The 21,175-nt window shown below is 44.8% G+C and carries 18 protein-coding genes, 1 pseudogene and 1 riboswitch; all 19 genes and pseudogenes read right to left on the bottom strand.

The genetic code is table 11. The features are described 5' to 3' along the window. Window positions 1–52 precede the first annotated feature (52 nt). Complete coding sequence (locus tag DESLBE_RS19760; protein ID WP_144678019.1) at window positions 53–853, bottom strand: recombinase family protein; 801 nt, start codon at window positions 851–853, stop codon at window positions 53–55. Window positions 854–1,431: 578 nt separating this feature from the next. Then, window positions 1,432–1,881, bottom strand: coding sequence for a sigma-70 family RNA polymerase sigma factor (locus tag DESLBE_RS19755; protein ID WP_144678018.1), 450 nt, complete (start codon window positions 1,879–1,881; stop codon window positions 1,432–1,434). 405 nt (window positions 1,882–2,286) lie between these two features. Continuing rightward, a riboswitch (cyclic di-GMP riboswitch) is annotated at window positions 2,287–2,377 on the bottom strand. Between the two features lie 68 nt (window positions 2,378–2,445). Beyond that, window positions 2,446–2,602, bottom strand: a pseudogene (locus DESLBE_RS27350) (acetyl-CoA synthase subunit gamma); the annotation flags it as partial. 55 nt (window positions 2,603–2,657) lie between these two features. Beyond that, window positions 2,658–3,071, bottom strand: coding sequence for an arsenate reductase ArsC (locus tag DESLBE_RS19745; protein ID WP_144678017.1), 414 nt, complete (start codon window positions 3,069–3,071; stop codon window positions 2,658–2,660). Between the two features lie 32 nt (window positions 3,072–3,103). Further along, on the bottom strand, window positions 3,104–4,840 hold the full coding sequence (arsA, locus tag DESLBE_RS19740; RefSeq protein WP_144678016.1) for an arsenical pump-driving ATPase: 1,737 nt from the start codon (window positions 4,838–4,840) through the stop codon (window positions 3,104–3,106). A gap of 1 nt (window position 4,841) precedes the next feature. Continuing rightward, the gene (gene arsD / locus DESLBE_RS19735) at window positions 4,842–5,237 is read right to left on the bottom strand and encodes an arsenite efflux transporter metallochaperone ArsD (RefSeq protein ID WP_144678015.1); all 396 of its coding nucleotides are present in this window, start codon (window positions 5,235–5,237) and stop codon (window positions 4,842–4,844) included. Window positions 5,238–5,297: 60 nt separating this feature from the next. Next, window positions 5,298–6,374, bottom strand: coding sequence for an ACR3 family arsenite efflux transporter (gene arsB / locus DESLBE_RS19730; protein ID WP_282433891.1), 1,077 nt, complete (start codon window positions 6,372–6,374; stop codon window positions 5,298–5,300). Beyond that, complete coding sequence (locus tag DESLBE_RS19725; protein WP_042339457.1) at window positions 6,364–6,681, bottom strand: metalloregulator ArsR/SmtB family transcription factor; 318 nt, start codon at window positions 6,679–6,681, stop codon at window positions 6,364–6,366. Before DESLBE_RS19725 ends, arsB begins: the two co-directional genes overlap by 11 nt. Before the next feature lie 300 nt (window positions 6,682–6,981). Beyond that, window positions 6,982–7,569: a molecular chaperone TorD family protein gene (locus DESLBE_RS19720; RefSeq protein WP_144678013.1), complete on the bottom strand. Its 588-nt coding sequence runs from the start codon at window positions 7,567–7,569 to the stop codon at window positions 6,982–6,984. A 74-nt stretch (window positions 7,570–7,643) separates the two neighbouring features. Further along, window positions 7,644–8,339 (bottom strand): 4Fe-4S dicluster domain-containing protein, encoded by a 696-nt coding sequence (locus tag DESLBE_RS19715; protein WP_144678012.1) that lies wholly within the window; start codon window positions 8,337–8,339, stop codon window positions 7,644–7,646. A gap of 26 nt (window positions 8,340–8,365) precedes the next feature. Beyond that, window positions 8,366–10,894, bottom strand: a complete 2,529-nt coding sequence (locus tag DESLBE_RS19710; protein ID WP_144678011.1) for a molybdopterin-dependent oxidoreductase — start codon at window positions 10,892–10,894, stop codon at window positions 8,366–8,368. A 74-nt stretch (window positions 10,895–10,968) separates the two neighbouring features. Next, window positions 10,969–11,883, bottom strand: a complete 915-nt coding sequence (gene nrfD, locus DESLBE_RS19705; RefSeq protein WP_144678010.1) for an NrfD/PsrC family molybdoenzyme membrane anchor subunit — start codon at window positions 11,881–11,883, stop codon at window positions 10,969–10,971. 262 nt (window positions 11,884–12,145) lie between these two features. Beyond that, complete coding sequence (locus DESLBE_RS19700) at window positions 12,146–12,793, bottom strand: response regulator transcription factor (RefSeq protein ID WP_144678009.1); 648 nt, start codon at window positions 12,791–12,793, stop codon at window positions 12,146–12,148. Window positions 12,794–12,797: 4 nt separating this feature from the next. Next, window positions 12,798–14,246, bottom strand: coding sequence for an ATP-binding protein (locus DESLBE_RS19695; RefSeq protein ID WP_144678008.1), 1,449 nt, complete (start codon window positions 14,244–14,246; stop codon window positions 12,798–12,800). Continuing rightward, window positions 14,246–15,211 (bottom strand): phosphate/phosphite/phosphonate ABC transporter substrate-binding protein, encoded by a 966-nt coding sequence (gene phnD, locus DESLBE_RS19690; RefSeq protein WP_144678695.1) that lies wholly within the window; start codon window positions 15,209–15,211, stop codon window positions 14,246–14,248. Before phnD ends, DESLBE_RS19695 begins: the two co-directional genes overlap by 1 nt. Window positions 15,212–15,634: 423 nt before the next feature. Beyond that, the gene (locus DESLBE_RS19685) at window positions 15,635–16,315 is read right to left on the bottom strand and encodes a molecular chaperone TorD family protein (RefSeq protein WP_144678007.1); all 681 of its coding nucleotides are present in this window, start codon (window positions 16,313–16,315) and stop codon (window positions 15,635–15,637) included. A gap of 204 nt (window positions 16,316–16,519) precedes the next feature. Then, window positions 16,520–19,324 carry a molybdopterin-dependent oxidoreductase gene (locus tag DESLBE_RS19680; RefSeq protein WP_144678006.1) on the bottom strand — a complete coding sequence of 935 codons (2,805 nt, stop codon included), beginning with the start codon at window positions 19,322–19,324 and terminating at the stop codon, window positions 16,520–16,522. Next, window positions 19,321–20,361, bottom strand: coding sequence for an NrfD/PsrC family molybdoenzyme membrane anchor subunit (gene nrfD, locus DESLBE_RS19675; RefSeq protein WP_144678005.1), 1,041 nt, complete (start codon window positions 20,359–20,361; stop codon window positions 19,321–19,323). The genes DESLBE_RS19680 and nrfD (DESLBE_RS19675) overlap by 4 nt, the downstream gene beginning before the upstream one ends. Continuing rightward, a complete protein-coding gene (locus tag DESLBE_RS19670) occupies window positions 20,361–20,957 on the bottom strand; it encodes a 4Fe-4S dicluster domain-containing protein (RefSeq protein ID WP_144678004.1) in 597 nt (198 codons plus the stop codon). The genes nrfD (DESLBE_RS19675) and DESLBE_RS19670 overlap by 1 nt, the downstream gene beginning before the upstream one ends. Between the last annotated feature and the right edge of the window lie 218 nt (window positions 20,958–21,175).

The raw sequence follows: 21,175 nt of genomic DNA, 5'->3' as shown, positions 1-21,175 counted from the left end.
CCTGATTCTAGGCAGACAGTGACCGGACGGAAGTAAGATTTTAGCCCAACGCCTAATATTCCATTTTAAGAGTCATGCTCGGATTATCCTCCAGAGTCTGATCATCTGTTTCCGTCCGTTCCGGATCAGCTTCCTGCCGGGAATCAAGAACACCTCCCTCAGCCATTTCCTCCACATCAGGGATCTCCATATCCCCCTGCTGCATAGAAGTAAGCATAGGAAGTAGTTTATTTTCTAAAAAATCCCGATCCGAGCAATATTCGATAACGCCATCATGGGTTGAAATAACGGCCACATCACTGGGTGTGGTGATAAGCACGTCACCTCCTTCTCCGGTCGTACTTTGAGCAATAAAGGCTGCGATATTTTTCGGAGTTACCTTTAAGACATGGGGAACGTAGATGTCATCCCGCTCAGAATAAGCCACTAAATAAGGATGTTCCAGGACTCGCGGATTCGCTAAATTCATCAAAGCGTCAACCACTTGCGGGGAAAGTATCTTAAAGAGAGCAGCATTGATCTCACCCTCTTTGGCCGAAAAAATCTTAATGCCCTGTTCATTCAGCCGCCGGAGAAAGTCAATGGTTGGAACTTCATCCCTGCCAAGCCGGGAAAGACTTGCAATGAACAGAGCCTTCATCTCGCCTGCAGCAGCGGCTTCCGCCACTATAGCCAGACCGTTGCGCTTAAAATCCGGGCCACTGCCGATATCCTGAGCTATTCCGACGACCTCATATCCCTGCCATTTAGCATAGTCCGAGAGTACCTCGCTTTGCTTTTTCAGGCAATAATTTGCATCCCCGGAAGCTCCAACTCGCAGGTAAGCCCAGGCCTTTTGTTTATCATCCGTCATTTTTATCCCACCAATATATAAGATTTAGCTTAGATTCTACACGGCGGAACTTTTAAGCCCCGCCGCGCAGTATCTAAGATCAAAGTGATGAGTTTGTTCTTCATTTCCAAAACAGTTGCCGTGCCTCTATTCGACACTACTTCCCGAAGCACAAAAGAATCCATGATTCTTACAGGGCGGCAGCATAAACAGTCTGCCGGTTAAGCAAACACCATAGGAATCTCACCTCTCCCAGGATCTCTGCGAGCCGCCCCCATTGCCTGATCCTGCTTGCAGCAGGGCTGTGGCTGGACGGAAGTAGCATTATCCCTGTCCATTTCCTTGCGAAACAGCCCACCACGGGCTGTTTTATGACCGGGCATTCCCGCTCGTCGCCTTCGATGCCATCGGTTCGACGGATACCTGTCACCCATCCGCAGGTAGTCTTGGCGCGCCTGTCAACGTCGCTGCCGCTCAGCACGGCTGGACAGTTCATGTATTTATGCTGCCGGATTTTTAGTTTTCAAAGAACAGAAAGGGCATAAAGAAACCCCCTCACTTATTTCCACGTTGAGTGAGGGGGTTGCACGGAACTATTTTTACTTATCCATGAGTTTTTTTAATTTGCCCAGAATCTTAATCTTCCGGTCATGAATGGTCATATAAGGAATACCGGTTTCCCTTGACAGCTGCCGTTCGCTCTTGCCTTTAAGAAACAGCTCAGTGATCAGCTCCTTTTCCTTCGGTGCCAGGAGTTCCAGGCAAGTCTGCATTTTCTCAAGCATGACCGCTTTCACTGCAGCATTCTCTACGCTTACCCGCTCATCGGCAAACTGCCGGTTTTCCTCCAGCAGCCGTTCATAGGAGTCTTCCCGGCTGGGAACGAATGCAACGGTCCGCTTAACATAGTCAATCCGGTACCGCTCTGCTTTCAGGTCGTATTGTTGGTACTCCATCTTGCGGTCGCTTTTTTCCAGTGCCTCAATCTGTTCATCGCTTAAACCGGGATACTGTTTACGATAGTTCACCCTTTTTTCTAATTTAGCCATCGGCTTGTCCTCCATTTCGCGATCTTTTAAATCTGGAAATGAAGAACAAGCGGAGGTGAGCGGCAATTCGGAACTGATGTGCTTTTGCAGAAAGCGGTGCAGCATGTAAAGTTTTTCGCACCCAATTGCCTGAATATTGTGAAATTAACCGCTAAGAAAAAACCAGCACTTTGCAATAAGCGAAGTGCTGGTTTTCGGCGGTATTGAATTGATGGGAGGCCGTATAGACAAAGTGCTCTGTCTTTATTTCGACCTCCTGATGAATTGATAACGGTAAGCGCGGCAATGAATCCTGAGGCCCCCTTTCGCCAAGTACAAATGTCAGCAAAAGGCAGACCTGAGAAGCATTAATCAATGTTGTAAAGCATATACAACAAAAGCCTGTCTAAAAGACAGGCTTGCAACATTGGCAACCAGGCTATCATAGCGCCTTTTAAGCACCTTAGATCCTACGGTTTTGCGTCCCTGCCTTTAGGCAGGTTTGCCCTTGACTTTATTCAGTTTTACTAAACACATCTCTGCCATGGCCTCTATCGAACCGTAAACAACCTTCAACCCAGAATGCCGGGTTACCTCATGAGCACTTACGCCCGGTGCACCCAACTGGGGTAAGATCAGCGTTCGATGAGAGATCGCTTTATCGAGTTGCAATGGCCAGAGGATTTAAGATTTCGGTCGTTCCAACGATCCCTTTACCAGCAGCACACCATACAATAATACCTTGGTATCAGGGATTAGAATCCAAGTGTCCAAGCCAGATAATTCTTTTTTAATACTTAAGCACTAATTTCACCGCTCATTATCCGTTCTTTAAGTTTCAAAACTTTATCTTCGATGACTTTTGCCGTTTCGATAAACTCATCATCGCTTTTTCCTGTTGGATCTTCAAGACCCCAGTCTTCTCGGTACTTACACGGTACATACGGACAATTAACATTGCACCCCATCGTAATCACAATATCCGGCTTTGGGATATCTTGAATCAACTTGGAAACTTGAGTCTTTTCCATATCAATATCATAAAGCTGTTTTACGATCCGAATGGCGTCTTTATTAATAGCAGGCTTTGTCTCGGTACCGGCTGAGTACGACTCAAAAACATCTGAAGCGAATCTTTTACCCAGAGCCTCAGCCATCTGTGAACGACAAGAATTGTGTACACAGACAAAAGCAACCTTTACTTTACTCATTATTAGTTCCCTCACTTAGTCATTGGTGAAAATTAGAGTTCAAGCAGTTTATCTCCTTTAATGTCTTCGGCGCTCCACGGGATCACAGCAAAATTCCCCTTTGCATGTTCATCGACCTTATTGATCCACTCGATCTCATGGCTTGCCTTTGCCGCCAATAATTGGTTGGTGGTTCCTGTACGATACAGAGAAGAGTTAATAACCCACCATTTCGTCGCAATCCCTGCCCGTTTCAAATCTCCTTCAAGACGCATCGCTTCGTAGACCGGTGTAGCTTCCGCAAGGGTAACAATGATGACTTCCGTCTCCTCTGAATTGCGAAGTCTCGGAAGAAGTTTTTTCACCGATTCCGGAATATCGCCTTGTGAACGTTTAATTTCTTGGTGATAGCTCTGGGTGGAATCCAGTAAAAGTAAAGTGTGCCCTGTCGGCGCGGTGTCGATAACCACCACTTGATCTTCGGCTTTCTCGACAATTTGGGCAAACGCTCTGAATACTGCAATCTCTTGGGTACAAGGAGAACGCAAGTCTTCCTCGATATAGGCAATATCCTCCTCCGACATTGTTTCTCTTGCCTTAGAAAGGACTTCCTCTTGATATTTTTGGAGTTCTGCCTGCTCATCAATGTGGCTTAAGGTAATCCCGCTCTTCTCATTGATGACAAATCGGAGGTGGGCCGCAGGATCTGTGGTCGTAAGATGCACCTTTTTCCCTCTTTCCGATAATCCCAAGGCAACGGCCGCTGCAATCGTTGTCTTACCGACCCCGCCCTTCCCCATCGTAAAAATGACCTTTTTATGGGTGTCATGCAGATCATCAATGACATCTTTAAGCTGCGGAATGGTTTCTTCCTGAATTCTTTCTTTATGAATAATCAAGTTATCCTGGGTGAGCAAAGCTCGGACATTTTCTATCCCCGTGACATTATACGCTCTGAGTGGCACCGTATAGGTGAGTAAGTTCTGTAAACCCTTTGGCATTTCTTCAAGTGCCTTCTGTTGCTTGAGATAAAGACTTTCGGAAATTGCATCATCATAGGAAGCAAGGACTCCGTTTAATATCAATACTTGATTGTTTACTCCTAAATCCGCCAGCTCCTTCGACGCTCGCACAGCCTCTTTTAGCGGAGTTTCTTCGGGACGCGAAACCAGAATAAGGGTTGTCAAGTCACCGTCTGCTAAGGTTTCTACAGCTTTTTTATACATTTCCTTTTTACTCTCCAAACCAGAGAGTTGCCCTAAACAAGATGCCCCATGCGTGCTTTCACTGATGAATTGACTCCACGCCGAGGGAAGCTGAAGCATTCTCAGCGTATGACCTGTCGGTGCCGTATCGAAAATGATATGATCATACTCTTCTTGCATTGTTTCATCCGTTATAAATTGCGAAAACTCGTTAAAAGCTGCAATCTCAACGGTGCAAGACCCTGAAAGCTGTTCCTCCATATTTTTGATAACGACCTCGGGAAGTTTACCCCGATAAGGTGCAATCACGCTTTCGCGGTATTCATCAGCCGCTTGTACAGGATCAAGGTTAGCCACTACAAGATTAGGTACCTCTTTAATTGCCACACCCTTATTACTAAGATCAGTTTTGAAAACATCTTGAAGATTGGAGGCAGGATCAGTACTAATAAGCAAAACTTTTTTGCCATTATCCGCAAGGCTCACCGCGGTAGCGCAGGCTGTTGAAGTCTTGCCGACACCACCTTTACCCGTATAGAAAAGATATTTTGTCAATTTAATCTTTTCAGGAGTAAATGCCTTCATTTTAACAACATCCCCCATCTGAACAATCACAGGAACCTGAACTACTTTTGGTAGTGACTTCAAATGGATTAGATTTTTCGTTTAAAGTTCCACTGGGTAAATCCAAAATTTTACAAAATTCATCATTGGAAGGATATCTTCCTGTTAAGACAATTTCCCCGTCAAGTACGATAGCCGGTAGATCATCGACTCCTTTAGTATTAAGGAGGTCATTAATGGTTTTATTATTAACGAATTCCATTGGGGCACTTGTAAGATTGAATCGCTCAACCTCGATACCTTTTTTATTCAAGGCACTGAGGACCGTTGAAATTCTGAGGAGTTCTTGGTCAACGCCGACACCACAAAGGCCTGTAGGACAGCACATCGCCGGTTCAAAGATTTGTATTTTCTTCATTTTAATCACTCCTATTTATTTGTAAAATTATTTAATACCCAAACATTATTTTTCTTTTCTTTAGATACTAGAATTTGCAACCCCTTTTCTATCGAAGTACTTTCTCTTAAAGTAAAAAGCGAGATTAACCAAAGCAATCATCACAGGCACTTCAACGAGTGGCCCAATAACGGCTGCGAAGGCTTGATCCGATGCGATTCCAAAAACAGCAACTGCAACAGCAATGGCAAGCTCAAAGTTATTGCTGGCTGCGGTAAAGGCAAGGGTTACTGTCTGCTCATAGTTGACACCTTGCTTATAGGACATATAAAAACTGATCAAGAACATAATGGCAAAATAGATTAACAGCGGAATGGCAATACGAACCACATGAAAAGGAAGTGCCACGATAAATTGTCCTTTTAAGACAAACATCACAATAATGGTGTATAACAAAGCTATTAAAGCAAGAGGCGATATTTTAGGAATAAAGACCTTTTCATACCACTCTTTGTTCTTAATTCTTAAGAAAATAAATCGGGTTAAAAAACCAGCTGCAAAAGGAATTCCTAAATAGATTAAAACGCTCTTAGCTACATCCCCCATGGCAACATGAACCACTTGCCCACCCCAGGAAAGTCCTAACCATTGAGGTAAGACGGTGACAAAGAAATATATATATACCGAATACAGTAGGATCTGGAAGATAGAATTCAAGGCGACTAGAGCAGCGCAATATTCATTATCTCCTTTGGCCAACGTATTCCAGACAATAACCATGGCTATACAACGTGCTAGACCAATAATAATAAGACCAATGGCATAATTCGGCATATCAGGTAACAATAAGACAGCCAAGATAAACATCAACGCAGGGCCGATTATCCAGTTTTGAACCAAGGACAGTAGGAGAACCTTTTTATTTTGGGCTACTTTGCCTATTTCCTCATACTTTATCTTTGCCAGCGGTGGATACATCATAATAATAAGACCGATGGCTATAGGCCATGAAATCGTACCAGTACTCATACTCTCTAAAGTCTTAGCAAGGCCTGGAAAGAGGTATCCCCCTAACACCCCTATCCCCATGGCAAGAAAAATCCATAGAGTTAGAAAGCGATCGAGAATAGATAACTTCGCTGGAGCCTTAACATTCACATTTACGACCTCCCACATTATTATTTTCTTTTTGACTTGTTATTTCAGCCAACAGATTCTTTGCAGCTTCACACCCCTCCTTATTAAAAGAATAGTACATCCACTTTCCTTCTCTCCGACTATCCACAAGTCCTGATTCACAGAGAATCTTCATGTGGTGTGATAAGGTTGATTGTCCGATCTGCAAATCCTCAAGGATTTCACAGGCACATCTCTCAGCACTTTGCAACATTTCCATAATCATCAGCCGATTCGGATCGCAAAGCGCTTTAAAGACTTTTGCGTTATTTTGATATTTATTTTCCATATTCATGTCGACACCTCATATCCATTTTTATCGATATGTCTATTATACGCCTCATATCGAAGAGCGTCAATATGAAGAAATTAGTCCAACAAATATATTCTTAACGCGAATTATTTCCACTCACAATAGGCTGCACGGCTGAACGGATCTGGCATTCCAGAATGCAATCACTACCTTATGAAAAGATATAAAACAGGCCAGATTAAACGGCACATTTATGTCGTTTTTTCTGGCCTTTGTCTATGCTGTTAACATTACTCAGCACTCTGCTTAACCCCATATATTTATCTAATGTCTTAATTAGCTGACCAATTCTAAAGTTAAATTTGCTAATCCTTTGTAAAAAGGACTTTGGGCATTTTCTTCAATTCTGTTGGTAAAGTCAGCTATCCAAGACTTTAGATATTTGTCCATAAAAGTATCTTTCATAGTAAGCCATTGATTATCCTTCGTCTCAAGGTATTTCGCTATAAGGTAATAGACGAACTCAAGCTCAGTAATAATGTGATCAGGAGGTTGTTTAAATTCATCAGATAACTTAAGCCCAGCGTCTCCATAGGCTTCTAATACCTTAATAGTGGAATCGCCCATGAGTCTGCGCTGCCCATCTATATAAATTGAGCCATAGGGTGGTGCTAATAGATCAAAAGGTCCAACAAATAATTTTGCATGCTCTATTTTCAGAACTTCAAAATCTGTTATGCCAACAAGGTAGTCTTCCATTTCGGATACCACAGGAATCAAATCAGGTCTATGCTCTTTAAGAGTTTCTTTAAGAAGGGATAGCACTTCTTCCATTGCCTCAGAGGGGAAACCATACAGCAAGGAGAGAAGCTTATAGGAGTTTGCTGCTTGGGTTATAGTGCCAGTATCTAGGTGAGTAACCATTCCTAACCCAACCTTTCAATTAAGCATTGTGCAAACGGGCCGATTTTGACCCGTTTGCAATTTTTCATGAATCTTTATGAATGGTGGAAGTTCCTGATGTAAAATACTTTGGGCTGAGTGCCGGCATTTGGTTTTAATTGCTTATAACCATACTTGCCGATTAGCTGGCTAACTTCACTTGTGGGGTCATCAAAATCACCAACAGTTCGAGCATCAGCAGGGCAAGAAGCAGCACAGTAGGGGATTTCTCCCTTGGCCAGGCGGTGATCACACAGGGTGCATTTTTCAACGATGCCCTTGGGGCGAATGCCGTCATAGGTAGCTGCCCGGTCAGGGTTGTAGTAGGGGATTTTTTCGCCGACTTTTTCGGCTGTTTCAGCACCATTGGTTGTACACTGCGCAATGACAGAGGTTTTATCCCGCCAATGACCATGGGGCTCCTTAGAGTTGTAGTTAATCACTTCATAGGGGCAGGCTTGCATACAGCTCTTACAGCCAATGCATTTATTAGGATTATGAAGGGTCAGCCCTTGATTATCCTTATACATGGCTTTGGTGGGGCAAGCTCTGACGCAGGCAGCATGATCACAGTGGTTGCAAAGAGTAGGGACATATTCGTAGGTTACATTGGGGAAGACACCGGTTGTCTGTTTAATGTGATGGGCCCAAAACATCCCCTGATCCACGTTATTTTCATTCTTGCAGGCAATGCCGCAAGCTCCGCAGCCGACGCATTTATGCAAGTTAATGACCATTCCATATCGTGCCAATGTTATTCACCTCCGCGTTTTGTGAATTAAACTTTTTCAATTTTGATGCGGGTTACGCCACCGTGACGGGCAGTGCTTCCGCTTAAGCGCTCGAAGTCTGAGGGAAGAATTTCGTTGTTGTTGCCTCCCCGGGGCTTTTTGCCATATTCCAAAGAGGCAATCTTGCCATAGGCCCAGTGTCCTTGGCCATAGCATTTGCCCACTGTTCCGGGGCGAACACCCTCCCAGAGCTTGGCGGTACAAGTGATGCTTCCCTGTGGAGAGGTAATACGGATGGCATCTCCGGTTTTGATACCCAAGCTTGCTCCGTCTGCAGGGTTGATTTTAGCAACGTCATCCCAAGGCTCATCACCGGGATCAACATCCTTGAATTCTTGATACCAAAGTGTATTGGCCGAGCGGCCTTCCCGATTCAGTCTTGAACGATGCTCGAAGAAAATGAAGGGGTATTCTGCGGCATCTCCATGGCGCAAGGGCTCTTCATAGTGGGGAACAAAGGCTTGCTCTCCCCGGGCCAGGTAGTGGGTTGCCTGCATAACATCATCGATTGTAGTATTATGCTTTTCAGCATGACCTTCGAGAGCCGCTTTTAGAGTTTCACTATAGAACTCAAACTTGGCTGTCTTGGTGCCAAAGCTTTCCCAGTTTTTAAAATAAGGTGGTTCGACGCTATTCCAAACTCCCTTGTCCACGAAATCCAGCCAGCCATTGAGTTTATCTCCCTTTTTTTCGGCACTGGGATCCCAGAGGGTATGAGTTAGCATCTTGAGAGTTATCATCGTGAATTCCTCGTGATTGCTTGGTGCTTTACCGGTTTCGGGATCTTTAAATTCGTTGCTGAAATAATCCAGGAGGTTGGGGAAGCCTTTCTTAGCCAAAGACTCGGCTATAAGCCAGGAGACACCGGTTTCATCATTGACTACATCCCAAAGAGGTTCGATAACCTGTTGCTGAATGGAGGCAAATCCATATTTATTGGCTTTGCTCTTGTTGAAGGACCACTTCTCGAAGACATGCATCGGTGCGGGAAGAACGATATCTGCATACTGGGTCATTTCAGAAGGATTAGTGGTAATATGGGCCAGGAAGGGGAGCTGCTCCAGGGCTTTTTCCCAGCGCTGAGCACCGGTACAGGAGAAGGGAAGGTTACACCAATCGGCAATCGCCATTTTGATTTCATAAGGATTTTTATCCAGCATGGCATCGGCTACACGGTTTGTAAGAACACCACCACCGGACTTACCATCCTTCAAGGCTGGGAATTCTTTAGTACCCCTTTGGTCAATCTTTTTAGCCTTGGTTCCCTTTTTGGAGATATCGTCCTGGTAAGCTTCATAACTAGGGATTTTGCCGGTGGGTACACTGGAGCCTCTTAAGGTTCCTCCCACGTTATCGACTGAGCCTACCAAACCATTGAGGGCATGAGCCGCCATAGTGGAATAAGCTCCACGAACCTGCATAGAAGTGCCGGGGGACAGCCAGGAAATGGCACGGGGTGCGGCTTTAGCGAATCCTCGAGCAACGCGGATGATTTGCTCTGCAGGTACTCCGGCACGTTCAGCTGCCCACTCCGGTGTGCGATCCTTCAGCTCCAGATTCCACCACCTAACTACGCCGGAAGTATATTTTTCGGTAAAGGCTTCTTCAGGAACGGTCACTCCTTTTTGGAAGAGATTGACGCCCTCGTTGAAGTCTCCGACAAAGTCCTTATACCATAGCCCTTCAGTAAGAATAACATGAGCAATAGCTACAGCCAGGGCACCATCTTCCCCTGGAATAACCGGCATCCACTCCTGGGATTTAGCGGCCGAGGCGGAAAGACGCGGGTCTATGGTTACAATCGTTGCTTGATCCGCGACATTACCCCATATATTCATGACATGGGGGACTTGGCGGTTAGAGGCAACGGGATCTGCTCCCCAGTTGAGGACATAGCGGGTTTCTGCTAAATCGTAATCCCGATAGTCCCAATAAGCTTCTGTATAGTAGGGGCCGAATTTCTCTGCTTCCGCACAGATGGAGCTGTGGGAGATATTATTAGGAGAGCCAAAGACCTTGGTGGTGGCATCATAGGAGATATCGGTGGCTCCCCCATAGCGGCCCCGGAAATAGACATATTTCTCGGGTTCGTTATTCTCACGGAGTTCCATCATTTTGTCGGTAATGGTATCGATGGCTTCTTCCCAGGTGATGGGGACAAACTTTGGATCTTCATTACGTCCCTTGACAGGGTTAGTGCGCTTCATGGGAACCTTGACCCGATCTGGATCATAGACCTGTTGGATAGCCAGATGAGGTCTTGGACAGATTTTGCCGTGACTGGCTTTACTGTTTTCGTTTCCTCTGACTTTGACCACCCGGCCATTGACCACATAGGCTTGCATGGCGCACCAGGAGGTACAGCCTTGGCAGAGGGTGCTCACCCATTTTCCTTCACTGGAGGCTGTACTCTCGCCTTGGGCGAGAGCTTGCAGTGCTGGAAGACCTGCGGTTCCAGCAACTAAGAGCCCTGTCGCTGCCGAAGCTTGCAGAAATCTTCTGCGTGTAATTTTCATTGAGTCCACCTCACATTATTTTCTTATTGCTCACGGGTATTGCATTCATGCAAGTGTTTTATTGATTAGGGGTTTTAGAAGAAGAAAGGCAGCCTAATCTGACCGGTTAACAGGACAAGATGCTTGAAGGTAAAGCCGCCAACGATAATAAGGACTGAAAGCACGAGGCCCATCCCCTTGGACATTTCTGCCGTCTTATCTTTGATTAAGGAATAGAGGCTGCCGGAAAGGGGAAGAATCAAACCACAGATCAGGACCAAACCTATCCATAGGCCGCTATATTGGTCCATGAGACTGCTATAAGTGGCGGCTGGTTCCAAACCACTACTGGTCAGAGAGACCTGCCAGCTTATTAATAGAACCAGCTGCAGTGCACTGAGAATGCACACCAAGAAACCGAAATTAAAGCCTTTGACTTCCGATGCAGAAGCGACTTCGCTGGAGGCGCTTTTGGGAACTCCAACGGATAGACCAAGTGCCTTGATAAGCAACATGAGGGCAGTGCCTCCTAATAAAGAGGAAACTAAGAAAAGAGCGGTTACCATACCTCCTACCCAAAGGGGACGACCAAGGGATGAAAGTAAAAGACCATGATATCCCCCGACAAAGAGAGCGAATACTGCACCCAATCCCATTACACCCTTAAATAGAGAGCCGGAGGTATTGTTTTTGAAATAAAGCCAGGCGTAGATGAGGGAAAGAACAACGAAGATCATTTGGACAACGCTTCCCCAGGAGGTTATAGATTGGGGATTGAAATTAAGAAGTGTGTAAATGAAACGTGCTGGTCGACCAAGTTCCGATAGAAGGAAAAGAACCCCTCCACCGACTAGCACCGGTGCCAAGTAGGCCCCCATTGCAGCGAGTTTGTGATAACGATTTTTGTCATAGACTGTGAGCAGGACTGAGAGGAGGAATAATCCGACTCCCAACCCACCGAGGAACAAATCCAGTGTTACACGGATGTCCCATGGTGCATGCAATTCCATACTGTGACCTCCTTTAATATTTTGTGATTACTTTCATATTTGATTTTATCAATTATAAAAGTAAGATAAATCGGTAAGAACCCCGAAGGGTCAGGGAATACCCTGACTGCAAAACAGTGTGGTTCGCTAGTTAACCCGAAAACTATTCATGGAAATCTGCTGTTCATGGACTTTAGATTAAGGATACAAAAAAACGAATAGGGGAAAACCCCTACTCGTTAAACCAAAATTATTTTAATAATTTTTACTAAAATCTTAATATTTAGGTGGAAATATACCCGTGTTCAAGAGCATAGCGGACTAGATCGGATCGTTTGTGACATTGAAGTTTTTCCATGATGCGGGCTTTATGCGTTTCTACAGTTTTAACACTGACTAATAGAGATTCCCCAATCTCCTTATTAGTATAGCCTAAAGCGATATAGCGCAAGACTTCTTTTTCACGTTCAGTCAGATTTGAATCCGAGCTGTTGCTTTCTTTCCGGGGGCTATAAATAGACTTTACCAGGTTCTGTGCCAAATTAGAGTCCAGGTAGATCTCGCCTTGGGCGATATCTCGTATGGCTTGAAGTAATTCAGTATCAGCGGCCTGCTTAAGCACATAGCCACTGGCTCCAGCTTTTAAAGCTTCCTGCAGATACTTTTCATCAGCATGCATGGTGAGCATCAAAATCTTTGCCGAGCTAACTTTTGATAACTTCTCTAAAGCTTCTAAGCCGCTCATCTTAGGCATGGAAATATCCAATAAAACTATATCTGGATTGATTTGCTTGATCTTAGCGATGGCATCTGAACCGGATTCTGCTTCTCCGATGACCACCATATCCTTTTGGGAATTAAGAATCATCTTCAGTCCGCTACGCAAAACAGAGTGATCATCTACTAGGAATAGTCTGATTTGACGAGTCATCTATCTATCTCCTTTCCATAGGTATACGGGTATACACCGTAGTTCCTTGACCTGGGGAGGACTCGATGGTGAACTCACCTCCTAAGAGTGAAGTTCGTTCCTGCATGCCGGCAATTCCCAGATGATTATCGCTGGCCGAAGACTTATAGTCAAGATCTATATCAAAGCCTCTTCCATCATCTTCCACTATGAGATTTACATATTCAGGCTTGATCTCCAAGACAACACTTGCGTTTTGAGCTTCCGCATACTTGGCCACATTTGTGAGGGCTTCCTGAACAATCCGATAAAGAGTGATTTCGATTTCGTTAGGTAAACGGCTTTCAATGCGATTTTGGACGTGGAAATCCACATCTATGCGGTATTGACTTTTGAAAAAGTTTACAAATCGTTCAATGGCTGGAATCAAGCCCATATCATCAAGGACTGTTGGACGAAGTTCCACAGCAATGCGGTGGACTTCCTTTAAGGTTGAGGAAGCCAGATCCTTAAGTTCAGAAGCCATTGCTGTATTTTTGACTGGTTCCTCTAGTTCACTGAGATATTTTAGGCCAAGAATCAAAGAGGTTAGACTTTGGCTGGTTTCATCATGTAGCTCCCGAGAAATGCGCTTACGCTCATCCTCTTGGGCAGAAATGACCTTCTTGAGCAATTCTTGGCGGACAATCTCCTTGGCTTGTAGCTCCTCTACCAAAGCTTCCCTTTCCTTGGCGTAAGTTTGTATGCTGGAGGCCATTGCGTTGAAATTGTGTCCTAAATCGGCTATTTCATCGGCACCATAAGTGGATACACGTAAGCTGTAGTCACCTAAGGCAATTCCCTGGCTAGCGGTGGCCAGATCGCGAATCGGTTTTGTCACTAAATGAGAGATAAGAATTGCACCTAAGATTCCTAATAGCGAAATAATGACGGTCGTAATAAGGAGCAGCTGAGATAATTGATCAATACTGCTATAAATGCTGATTTCTGACATACCAAGCCGCAGCCAACCTACTTTTCCCTCAGCGATAGGGACAAGAACATCGATAATTTCTCCCTCATCTGAGTTAAAGGAGAAGGTGTCATCATAAGAAAGGTTAGCTGGAATAGATCTTAAATTAGTGAGCCCACTAGGGATACCATCGCCAAAAGTATCCGTCAAAAGCTCACCATTCTTATCAAAGATCATAAGATATCGGACATCTTCATAATGGGATGAAAGTCCTTGAACGATTTCATATAGGCTAAAGGAATCCCCTACCAACAAGGGATTAGCGCTTCTTGCTGCTACATCACTGGCAATGGCACGTCCCCTTTGCTCTAACTGCTCTCTCAAAATCTGCTGCATATGTGAGCGAGTTTCCATTATTACGATCAATCCCAATAAAGAGACAAAAAGCATAACAATGCCCATAATCTTTATTTTAATGGGGGCAGACTGGGGCCAATAAAATAATTTCTTAATAATGACCATTAACCTCCCCCCACTTCACGGGACATTTCCCAGACCTGATCATAAAGATCTAAATCTGCGTGAACAAACCGGTCAAATTGAAGGAGTCTTAAGGCTTTACGTCCTTCATCATCTAAGTGCAAGGTGAGGAGGACGTTTTTGATACGAGCCCGCAGCTCTGGATCGATTTGAGAGGAAACCACAACGGGAGGATTGCCTACTTCCTCTGACTGGTCGATAATCTTTATTTTGTCCAAAAGTTCCGGCCGTCGAGACATGGTAAGGTCATATATTAAGCTGTCTACCGCAGCCCCTTGAACAAGTCCTTCGGCAACAGCTTTTATAGAATTATCATGGCTGTAAGTGTAAATTGTATTATTAAAAAAGGTAGTAGGATTGAATCCGGCCTTTTTTATCATATATTGAGGAGCGATGCGGCCAGAGAAAGAGAGTGGATCAGTATAAGCAAAGGTCTGTCCACGTAAATCCTTTAAAAAATGAGCCTGCGAATGGGAAGGAACAATAATATAGGATCTATACTTGGATGACCCTGCAATCTCCGGGGCAACCAAGATTCGTTCGGCTTGTTCGGCCTTCTCTTTACCAAGTAAGGCACCAGAGCATATAAATGCAACTTGAACATCCCCATTCTCAATGAGAAGGTTAGTATCCGAATAATTTCCTCGTTGGACCATTTGCGCCTGCATATCAAGCCGTTCACCGAGCAAATTTAATAAATCCCCGTAAAGATCCACATTTTCCATGGGGGAAATAACTGATGCAACGGCGATACGAAGAAGTGCCTGTTCACTATGCGATTGGCTTTTCGGGGGTTCTTTCAGATCTGTAAAGCTTATTTCAGTTTGACTTTTTTTAGGCTTAAGGTCCCACCAGCCTACAGAAGTAGAAGTAAGAATACCCACCTGTAACAGGCTAAGGGTCCCAATCCAGATTGCCTCCCTGCGTGTAAAAAGCTTATTGGACATCATTCCACCTCCCATCAGGCTAATAATAGCCTAATTTACTACTTTAATCTAGATCGTTCTTGGTTCATACAGGTTTTCATAATGTCAACAGCAATCATTTTTAAATTAGTAATTCCATAAAATAGTTATTTAATAAAAAAAACATAACGGTGAGTGACTCATCGTTATGGGATTAGTAGCTTCTATGACAAACGGTTATGATATTTTACGACAATTATAGTTATAAGTTATGACAAAATAAGATATAACTTACATGACTCCCGCTTGCTTCATCCAAAAGATAGACATACTCACGACCACTGTCATCTTTAACTTTTCTATATATTGCTTGGTTAGCATCCCTTTCCGAGCAACGTTCACTACACCAAGAAAGCTTAACATCCCACTGCTGTATACCTTCTAAATGGACATTCTTCGGATTAACTATTCTTCTTCATCCAAAACAAGATCTATCTTTTCCTCTGTCAGAAACTCATACAGAAGTCTCGCTCCACCTCGATAAAAAGCCGTTTCAGCCTTCTCTTCCAGACTATTAAGAAATTCAAAAACCCAAGGCGACAAATGCTTACGGAAAAAGTTTACCTGCCAATTCCTGATAGCCGCTCCATCATCCGGTCCCTTAGCATTCGCACGTCTTTGACAAAGCTCAGACATAAAGAATAGCTCAACAGCTATATGATCCGGAATTAGATCCCAACCCTCAGCGAATTCAATCTCCCACTCCTTAAGAATTCGTTGCATATCCTGAGCCGGTTCCTGCCAGAGCCGGCCAAACGTTCCGTCGATATTCCGACAGATGTAGCACGATTCATAGGGAAAGGTCAGATTCGGTCCGGGTACGATAAACAATCGATCATAATCGAGTTGAAGCTCCTGATAATAGCCCAAATCCTTTCGAGCCCTTTCCAGGGCGCTTAAAACCTCTGTTTTCCCTTCGGAATCAGGAAGTCCGAACTGAAGTTGCTTTTGAAAATGAGGATTTAGCCAAGTATCATCTGTCTTACGAGCGAGAAGTGTGGCGAAGAGATTATAGAGGACTGCACGAGAAGTCTCCGCTTCTTTAATTCCCGGCAAAGATGTTTGCTCCGTATTTTCATGCTCCATACTGGGACCCTCCCCGATTTATATCTATAACGATAGTATCCCGCAATACCATTAATAACACAAAATCTCCCTTTTCCACTTAGATGCAATGATGGTGCAGAGCCCTCTCTGCACCATCTTAATTGACTTATTGGATCCCTTGCAAATAATGGGGTGCAATTTATGGGGTTTACTTATTTCGGTATCATTATCCTTTGACGTTGATTATACCTTTTCAACCTTAACTCGGGAATCATAGAAGGAACAGCTCCCGCCGATCTTATCTTCCAGGCAAACGTTCCCGATGGACTCATCAAGACGCATCGCGTAGTTGATATTAACTCCTTTACCACGAGTCTTATCGCCGGCTACCGTTTTGCCATCGATGATGGTATCCGCAGCGCCGTAATGCCAGTGACCAAATCCCACACAAGCGCTGATGACCCCTGGGCGAATTCCTGGGCGAAGGAGGACTTTGCCCAGGACTCCCTCTTTACTCGTTGGGCCGCTCACCTTCACCGTATCTCCATTGTTCAGTCCAAGTTTGGTGCCATCCTCGTCATTCATTTCAATGAAATTCTCAGGAAGAATTTCCATCAGCCAGGGAGCACTTACAGTACGACTTTGAGTATGGAAAGCAGTCTTGTACGTCGTAGCAATAAACGGATAGTCATCATCTTTAATCTCTTCATCTTTGGCATTCATGATCGGTTGATAAAGCGGTAGCCCATCAAAGTTTTGGCCCGTCATCGAATCTTTCGTTGTGGCAACTTTCTCTGCATAAAGGCTACAAAGATTTCCAATCTTGTTTTTCATCAGCGAACCGTCGTAGGCCCCATCTGGAGCAAATATTCCACCACGGTCCAGAATGTATTTAATTTGTTCGGCTTCACTTGCACCCGGAATCTTAGCGTAAGTGTTAGCAAGATTAGCCACTAATTTCAGATACCAGTCCTCTTCCTTATTGAGAGGCATTCCTGGGCCGAATCCGTTATCCCCAAAGTTGGAAAGACCCATGATTTTTCCAATATCGATCATCATGTTCTCTACTGATTTCGCGTTCGGGAAAACCTTGGTCAAAGGCTGACGAACCGAAGTCGATGTACCCAAGATTGTCGGAGCAGCCCCTGTAACACACCACTGTTCCAGATAGGTAACATCGGGCAGGACATAGTCTGCATACATCGTGGTATCGCCGATGACAATATCTGTCGAGATAAAGAGTGGAACTTTTTTCGTATCCTTGAGTGCCGGTGTCAAAGCTTCTTTAATGGCCGGTACAGTATAGAGCGGCGTACCCATATGCAGCCAAAGGATCTTACAGGGATAGGGATATCCATCCGCGATTCCTGCAATAACTTCTTGATAAACATTGCTCGTCAGGGGGAACCAAGGACGTTTAGCCGGGTAACCCTTAGCCTTGAATTCCGAGCTGTCTTCATACTTTGCCTGCTCCCGGGAGATGCGAATCCCTTTCGGTGCGACCGAACCAGGGTTAAGTTTAGAGATGGTATAAGGTCCTTTATCTCCGGCGTAACTTACGTTGCTTCCGCCAACCTGATACCCTCCTTTATGATCAATATTCCCTACAAGGAGATTGAGGATGCAAATTGCCCGACCATTCTGGAAGCCATTGGTATGCTGGACCGGTCCGCGATAATAGTCGGCCACAGCTAATTTTCCATAAGAACTAAATTCATCCGCAACTTGAATGAGCTGTTCTTTGGGAATTCCGCAGAGTTTAGCGTATTCTTCAAGGGATTTTTCCTTGGCACGTTCACTGAGTCTCTGGAAGACCGTTTTACAAGCGAGGCCATTGACAGCCACTTCACCAAGCAGGTCCCCAGCATCAGCCTTCCCCGCGAGTGTCGGTGTTCCGCCCACCAAAATGACATAATCCTCTTTCGTCCCGCCGAGGCCAGGCTCATCCCCGCGTAAGAACTTTCCATTATCTTCGCGGATCAGGTACGTCGCATCGGTCCAGCTGCTTTCACCTTTTTTGGCGGCGGCATCTTTAGAAGGTGCTTCCAAGAAGGGTTTATCATAGCGCTTGTTATCAATGATCCATTGAACCATACCTAGAGCTAAGGCCGCATCCGCGCCAGGAAGAATGGGCACCCAAACATCCGATTGGGATGCTGAGACAGAGAAACGAGGATCAACAGTGACCAGCTTTCCGCCTTTGGCACGAAAGTTAGCTAACTTTCGGCTAAGTCCGTTCATCGGGAAATTGGCTTCTCCGTAGTTGGCACCGAAGTTTACAATATATTTTGCGTTTTCGAAGTCCGGTTTTAAGTTATTTTTCCCGGCAAAGGTTTGAGCAGATGAAATATGATGACTCTGTTCACACGCAGTGGTGTGATCAAACCAGTTTATCGAACCAAGACCATTATTGACAAATCGTTTGGAAAAATCAGCCCTTGCATTTTCAATCCGACCCGCTAAGAAAATAAATTGGTTTGCCTTCGGCCCAAGTTCAGGGGCTGCCGGGTCAATGGGAGTTTCCAAATCGCGAACCGCTTTTAACCCTTCAACGTTCCCTTCACCAAAAAGGTCTCCGCCCTCAATGATCTCTTTGTAGGCTTGTTCCCAACTGATGGCTTGCCATTTGTTTTCGCCGCGTTTACCAACTCTTTTAAGGGGTTGTTGAACTCGTAAAGGATCATATAAAAGCTGTAAACCCGCTTGACCTCTGGAGCATAGCTTACCGGCAGCTTTACGAGCTTCTTGAGGATCGGCAGCATAGGGCAATGGATTATCCAGGGTCATCTGGCTATAGGGATTACCATCAAGCTTTAAGAGGACACCGTCTTTAATCTTAGCGCGAAGACTACAGTCGCTGCGGCAGCCTAAACACGTAGAATAGACTAATTGAACACCGGAATCGGTATCTAACGTATCACTTACTGGGGAACCTTGTTTCCAACTGGGAATATCCGAATCCGACTTGGCAAAGGCCAATGGAGCAACGGCTAAGGAGGTACCTAAAGCAGCAGCTCCCTGTAAGAACTTACGGCGTGTAACAATCATTGAGAAACAACCCCCTTCTTGGTATTCGAGATGGTCGATTGCTTATTTGCGACGAAGGTTTTAAGAAGTATACCCATCGCGCCAAGTCCCACAATTGCCAAAACAATCGCAATAATAAGGTGGCTGGACTTAAGGGAGTATTCCATCAGCGAATTGCCCGTCATGGGGAGTGTTTGACCTCCGACGACAAAGGTAATTCTCATAACCAAAGCACTTAAAATGACTAAAACGGCCGATACATTGACAAAGGACTTTTTTGAAGAACCAAGTGAGAGAAGAACAAACGGTAAAAGTAGACCGATCCCGTTTTCTAAGCCAATAAATGTAAGACCTTCTTGGTGAAGGAGATAGTATGCATTGGCATATTGAGCATCGTTTCCGTTAAGAAGAACAATGACAAGGATAACCATCAGTAAAAAGTCTGCAAGAGTAAACCACTTGAAAAATTGGGCTAAGGTTTGTCGTTCATTCGCCAAGGAACTTCCTGACGTTTTTTCATAGAAATTCAGAACAATAAGAACCATTGCTGTCCCTGAAGCGAGAGCAGAGAAAAGAAAGATCACAGGCATTAATGCGGTATTCCAAAGGGCGTGAGCCTGGACGTTACCAATGAGGAAACCGGTGTACGCTTCTAAGCCTAAAGCTAATACGAAAGAAGCCATACCAAAGGTTTTGATATTCTTTTCATTCCCTTGCTTCAAGTTCAAAAGATAGAAGAGTAACGCGATTCCATAAAGAAGGAGAATAAAGACTCCGTAGGACATAGGCGAAGTCGCATGGAAATTAAACAAGAGACTAATAAAACGTTGCGGCTGCTCCAAGTCGAAGATCAAATGAATCGGAGCAATGATGAGTAAGGAGAGTCCAATGATGGCACCGACTTGAGCCGTTTTCTTGAGCTCCTTGACCCCAAAGACAGGTCCTAAACTCGTAACTAGTACCGCACCGGCACTAATTCCCGTGTAGAAAAGGTACATGGCGATCAGTAAGCCCCAAGGCATCTCATGGGTTATCTGGAACAAATGAATAGTAGGCATTATCTCTTACCTCCCACTATCTCAGTATAGTTAGGACGAATCGCTTTTTCATCGGCCCCAATGTAATAGGTCTGAGGAGCGTTGTTGGTTTCCGGTTTTAAGACTTTCACCGGCTGGGTAGCGACTAATTTGGCAACCTCACTGGTTGGGTCATTTAAGTCACCGAAAACACGAGCCCCACCGATGCACGTATTGACACAGGCAGGAAGCAACCCTGCTTCTACCCGGGCATAGCAGTAGTCACATTTTTCAGCTGTTTTTCTCTCAGGATTGATAAACCTTGCATCATAAGGGCAGGCTGCGATACAGTATTTGCACCCGATGCAACGACTGTAGTCAATAACCACCGTTCCGTCCTCTTTTTGTGTTGTGGCATTCACCGGACAAACCTTCACACAGGACGGGTTCTCACAGTGGTTACAGAGGCGGGGCAGACGATGGCGGGAGACATTGGGGAATTTGCCGGTCTCAAGCTCATCAACCCAGTTACGGAAGACGCCAAGGGGTACATTATTCTCGCTCTTACAAGCCACTTGGCAGGCGTGACAGCCTACGCATCTGCGTAGGTCAATCACCATAGCATACCGTTTTCCCATTTTCTCAACTCCTTATGTTTTTTCGCCACCTTCGCCAAATACGGGCAGGCACAAAACCTTGATTTTGCACCCTATCGGTTCATTTCTACATGTCGTTGAAATGAACTCGGAGGCTGATGAATGTTCTCATCAACCCTTATTCTAAATTCTTCTGCAGAGTTATGTAGCAGGTAAACTCCTATAAAAAGTTCCCCTTCTCCCGATAAAAAAAAGCGCTT

It is taken from the genome of Desulfitobacterium sp. LBE, assembly GCF_007830365.1.
GTDB lineage: Bacteria > Bacillota > Desulfitobacteriia > Desulfitobacteriales > Desulfitobacteriaceae > Desulfitobacterium > Desulfitobacterium hafniense.
Note: the sequence above shows the minus strand (reverse complement) of the source record. Positions and strands in the feature narration are given on the sequence as shown.

Bases quoted from the DNA above. Each gene is read 5' to 3' on its own strand.
- DESLBE_RS19760 (WP_144678019.1), bottom strand. From the start codon at position 853: ATGACGGATGATAAACAAAAGGCCTGGGCTTACCTGCGAGTTGGAGCT.
- DESLBE_RS19755 (WP_144678018.1), bottom strand. From the start codon at position 1,881: ATGGCTAAATTAGAAAAAAGGGTGAACTATCGTAAACAGTATCCCGGT.
- DESLBE_RS19745 (WP_144678017.1), bottom strand. From the start codon at position 3,071: ATGAGTAAAGTAAAGGTTGCTTTTGTCTGTGTACACAATTCTTGTCGT.
- arsA (WP_144678016.1), bottom strand. From the start codon at position 4,840: ATGAAGGCATTTACTCCTGAAAAGATTAAATTGACAAAATATCTTTTC.
- arsD (WP_144678015.1), bottom strand. From the start codon at position 5,237: ATGAAGAAAATACAAATCTTTGAACCGGCGATGTGCTGTCCTACAGGC.
- DESLBE_RS19725 (WP_042339457.1), bottom strand. From the start codon at position 6,681: ATGGAAAATAAATATCAAAATAACGCAAAAGTCTTTAAAGCGCTTTGC.
- DESLBE_RS19720 (WP_144678013.1), bottom strand. From the start codon at position 7,569: ATGGTTACTCACCTAGATACTGGCACTATAACCCAAGCAGCAAACTCC.
- DESLBE_RS19710 (WP_144678011.1), bottom strand. From the start codon at position 10,894: ATGAAAATTACACGCAGAAGATTTCTGCAAGCTTCGGCAGCGACAGGG.
- nrfD (WP_144678010.1), bottom strand. From the start codon at position 11,883: ATGGAATTGCATGCACCATGGGACATCCGTGTAACACTGGATTTGTTC.
- DESLBE_RS19700 (WP_144678009.1), bottom strand. From the start codon at position 12,793: ATGACTCGTCAAATCAGACTATTCCTAGTAGATGATCACTCTGTTTTG.
- DESLBE_RS19695 (WP_144678008.1), bottom strand. From the start codon at position 14,246: ATGGTCATTATTAAGAAATTATTTTATTGGCCCCAGTCTGCCCCCATT.
- phnD (WP_144678695.1), bottom strand. From the start codon at position 15,211: ATGTCCAATAAGCTTTTTACACGCAGGGAGGCAATCTGGATTGGGACC.
- DESLBE_RS19685 (WP_144678007.1), bottom strand. From the start codon at position 16,315: ATGGAGCATGAAAATACGGAGCAAACATCTTTGCCGGGAATTAAAGAA.
- DESLBE_RS19680 (WP_144678006.1), bottom strand. From the start codon at position 19,324: ATGATTGTTACACGCCGTAAGTTCTTACAGGGAGCTGCTGCTTTAGGT.
- nrfD (WP_144678005.1), bottom strand. From the start codon at position 20,361: ATGCCTACTATTCATTTGTTCCAGATAACCCATGAGATGCCTTGGGGC.
- DESLBE_RS19670 (WP_144678004.1), bottom strand. From the start codon at position 20,957: ATGGGAAAACGGTATGCTATGGTGATTGACCTACGCAGATGCGTAGGC.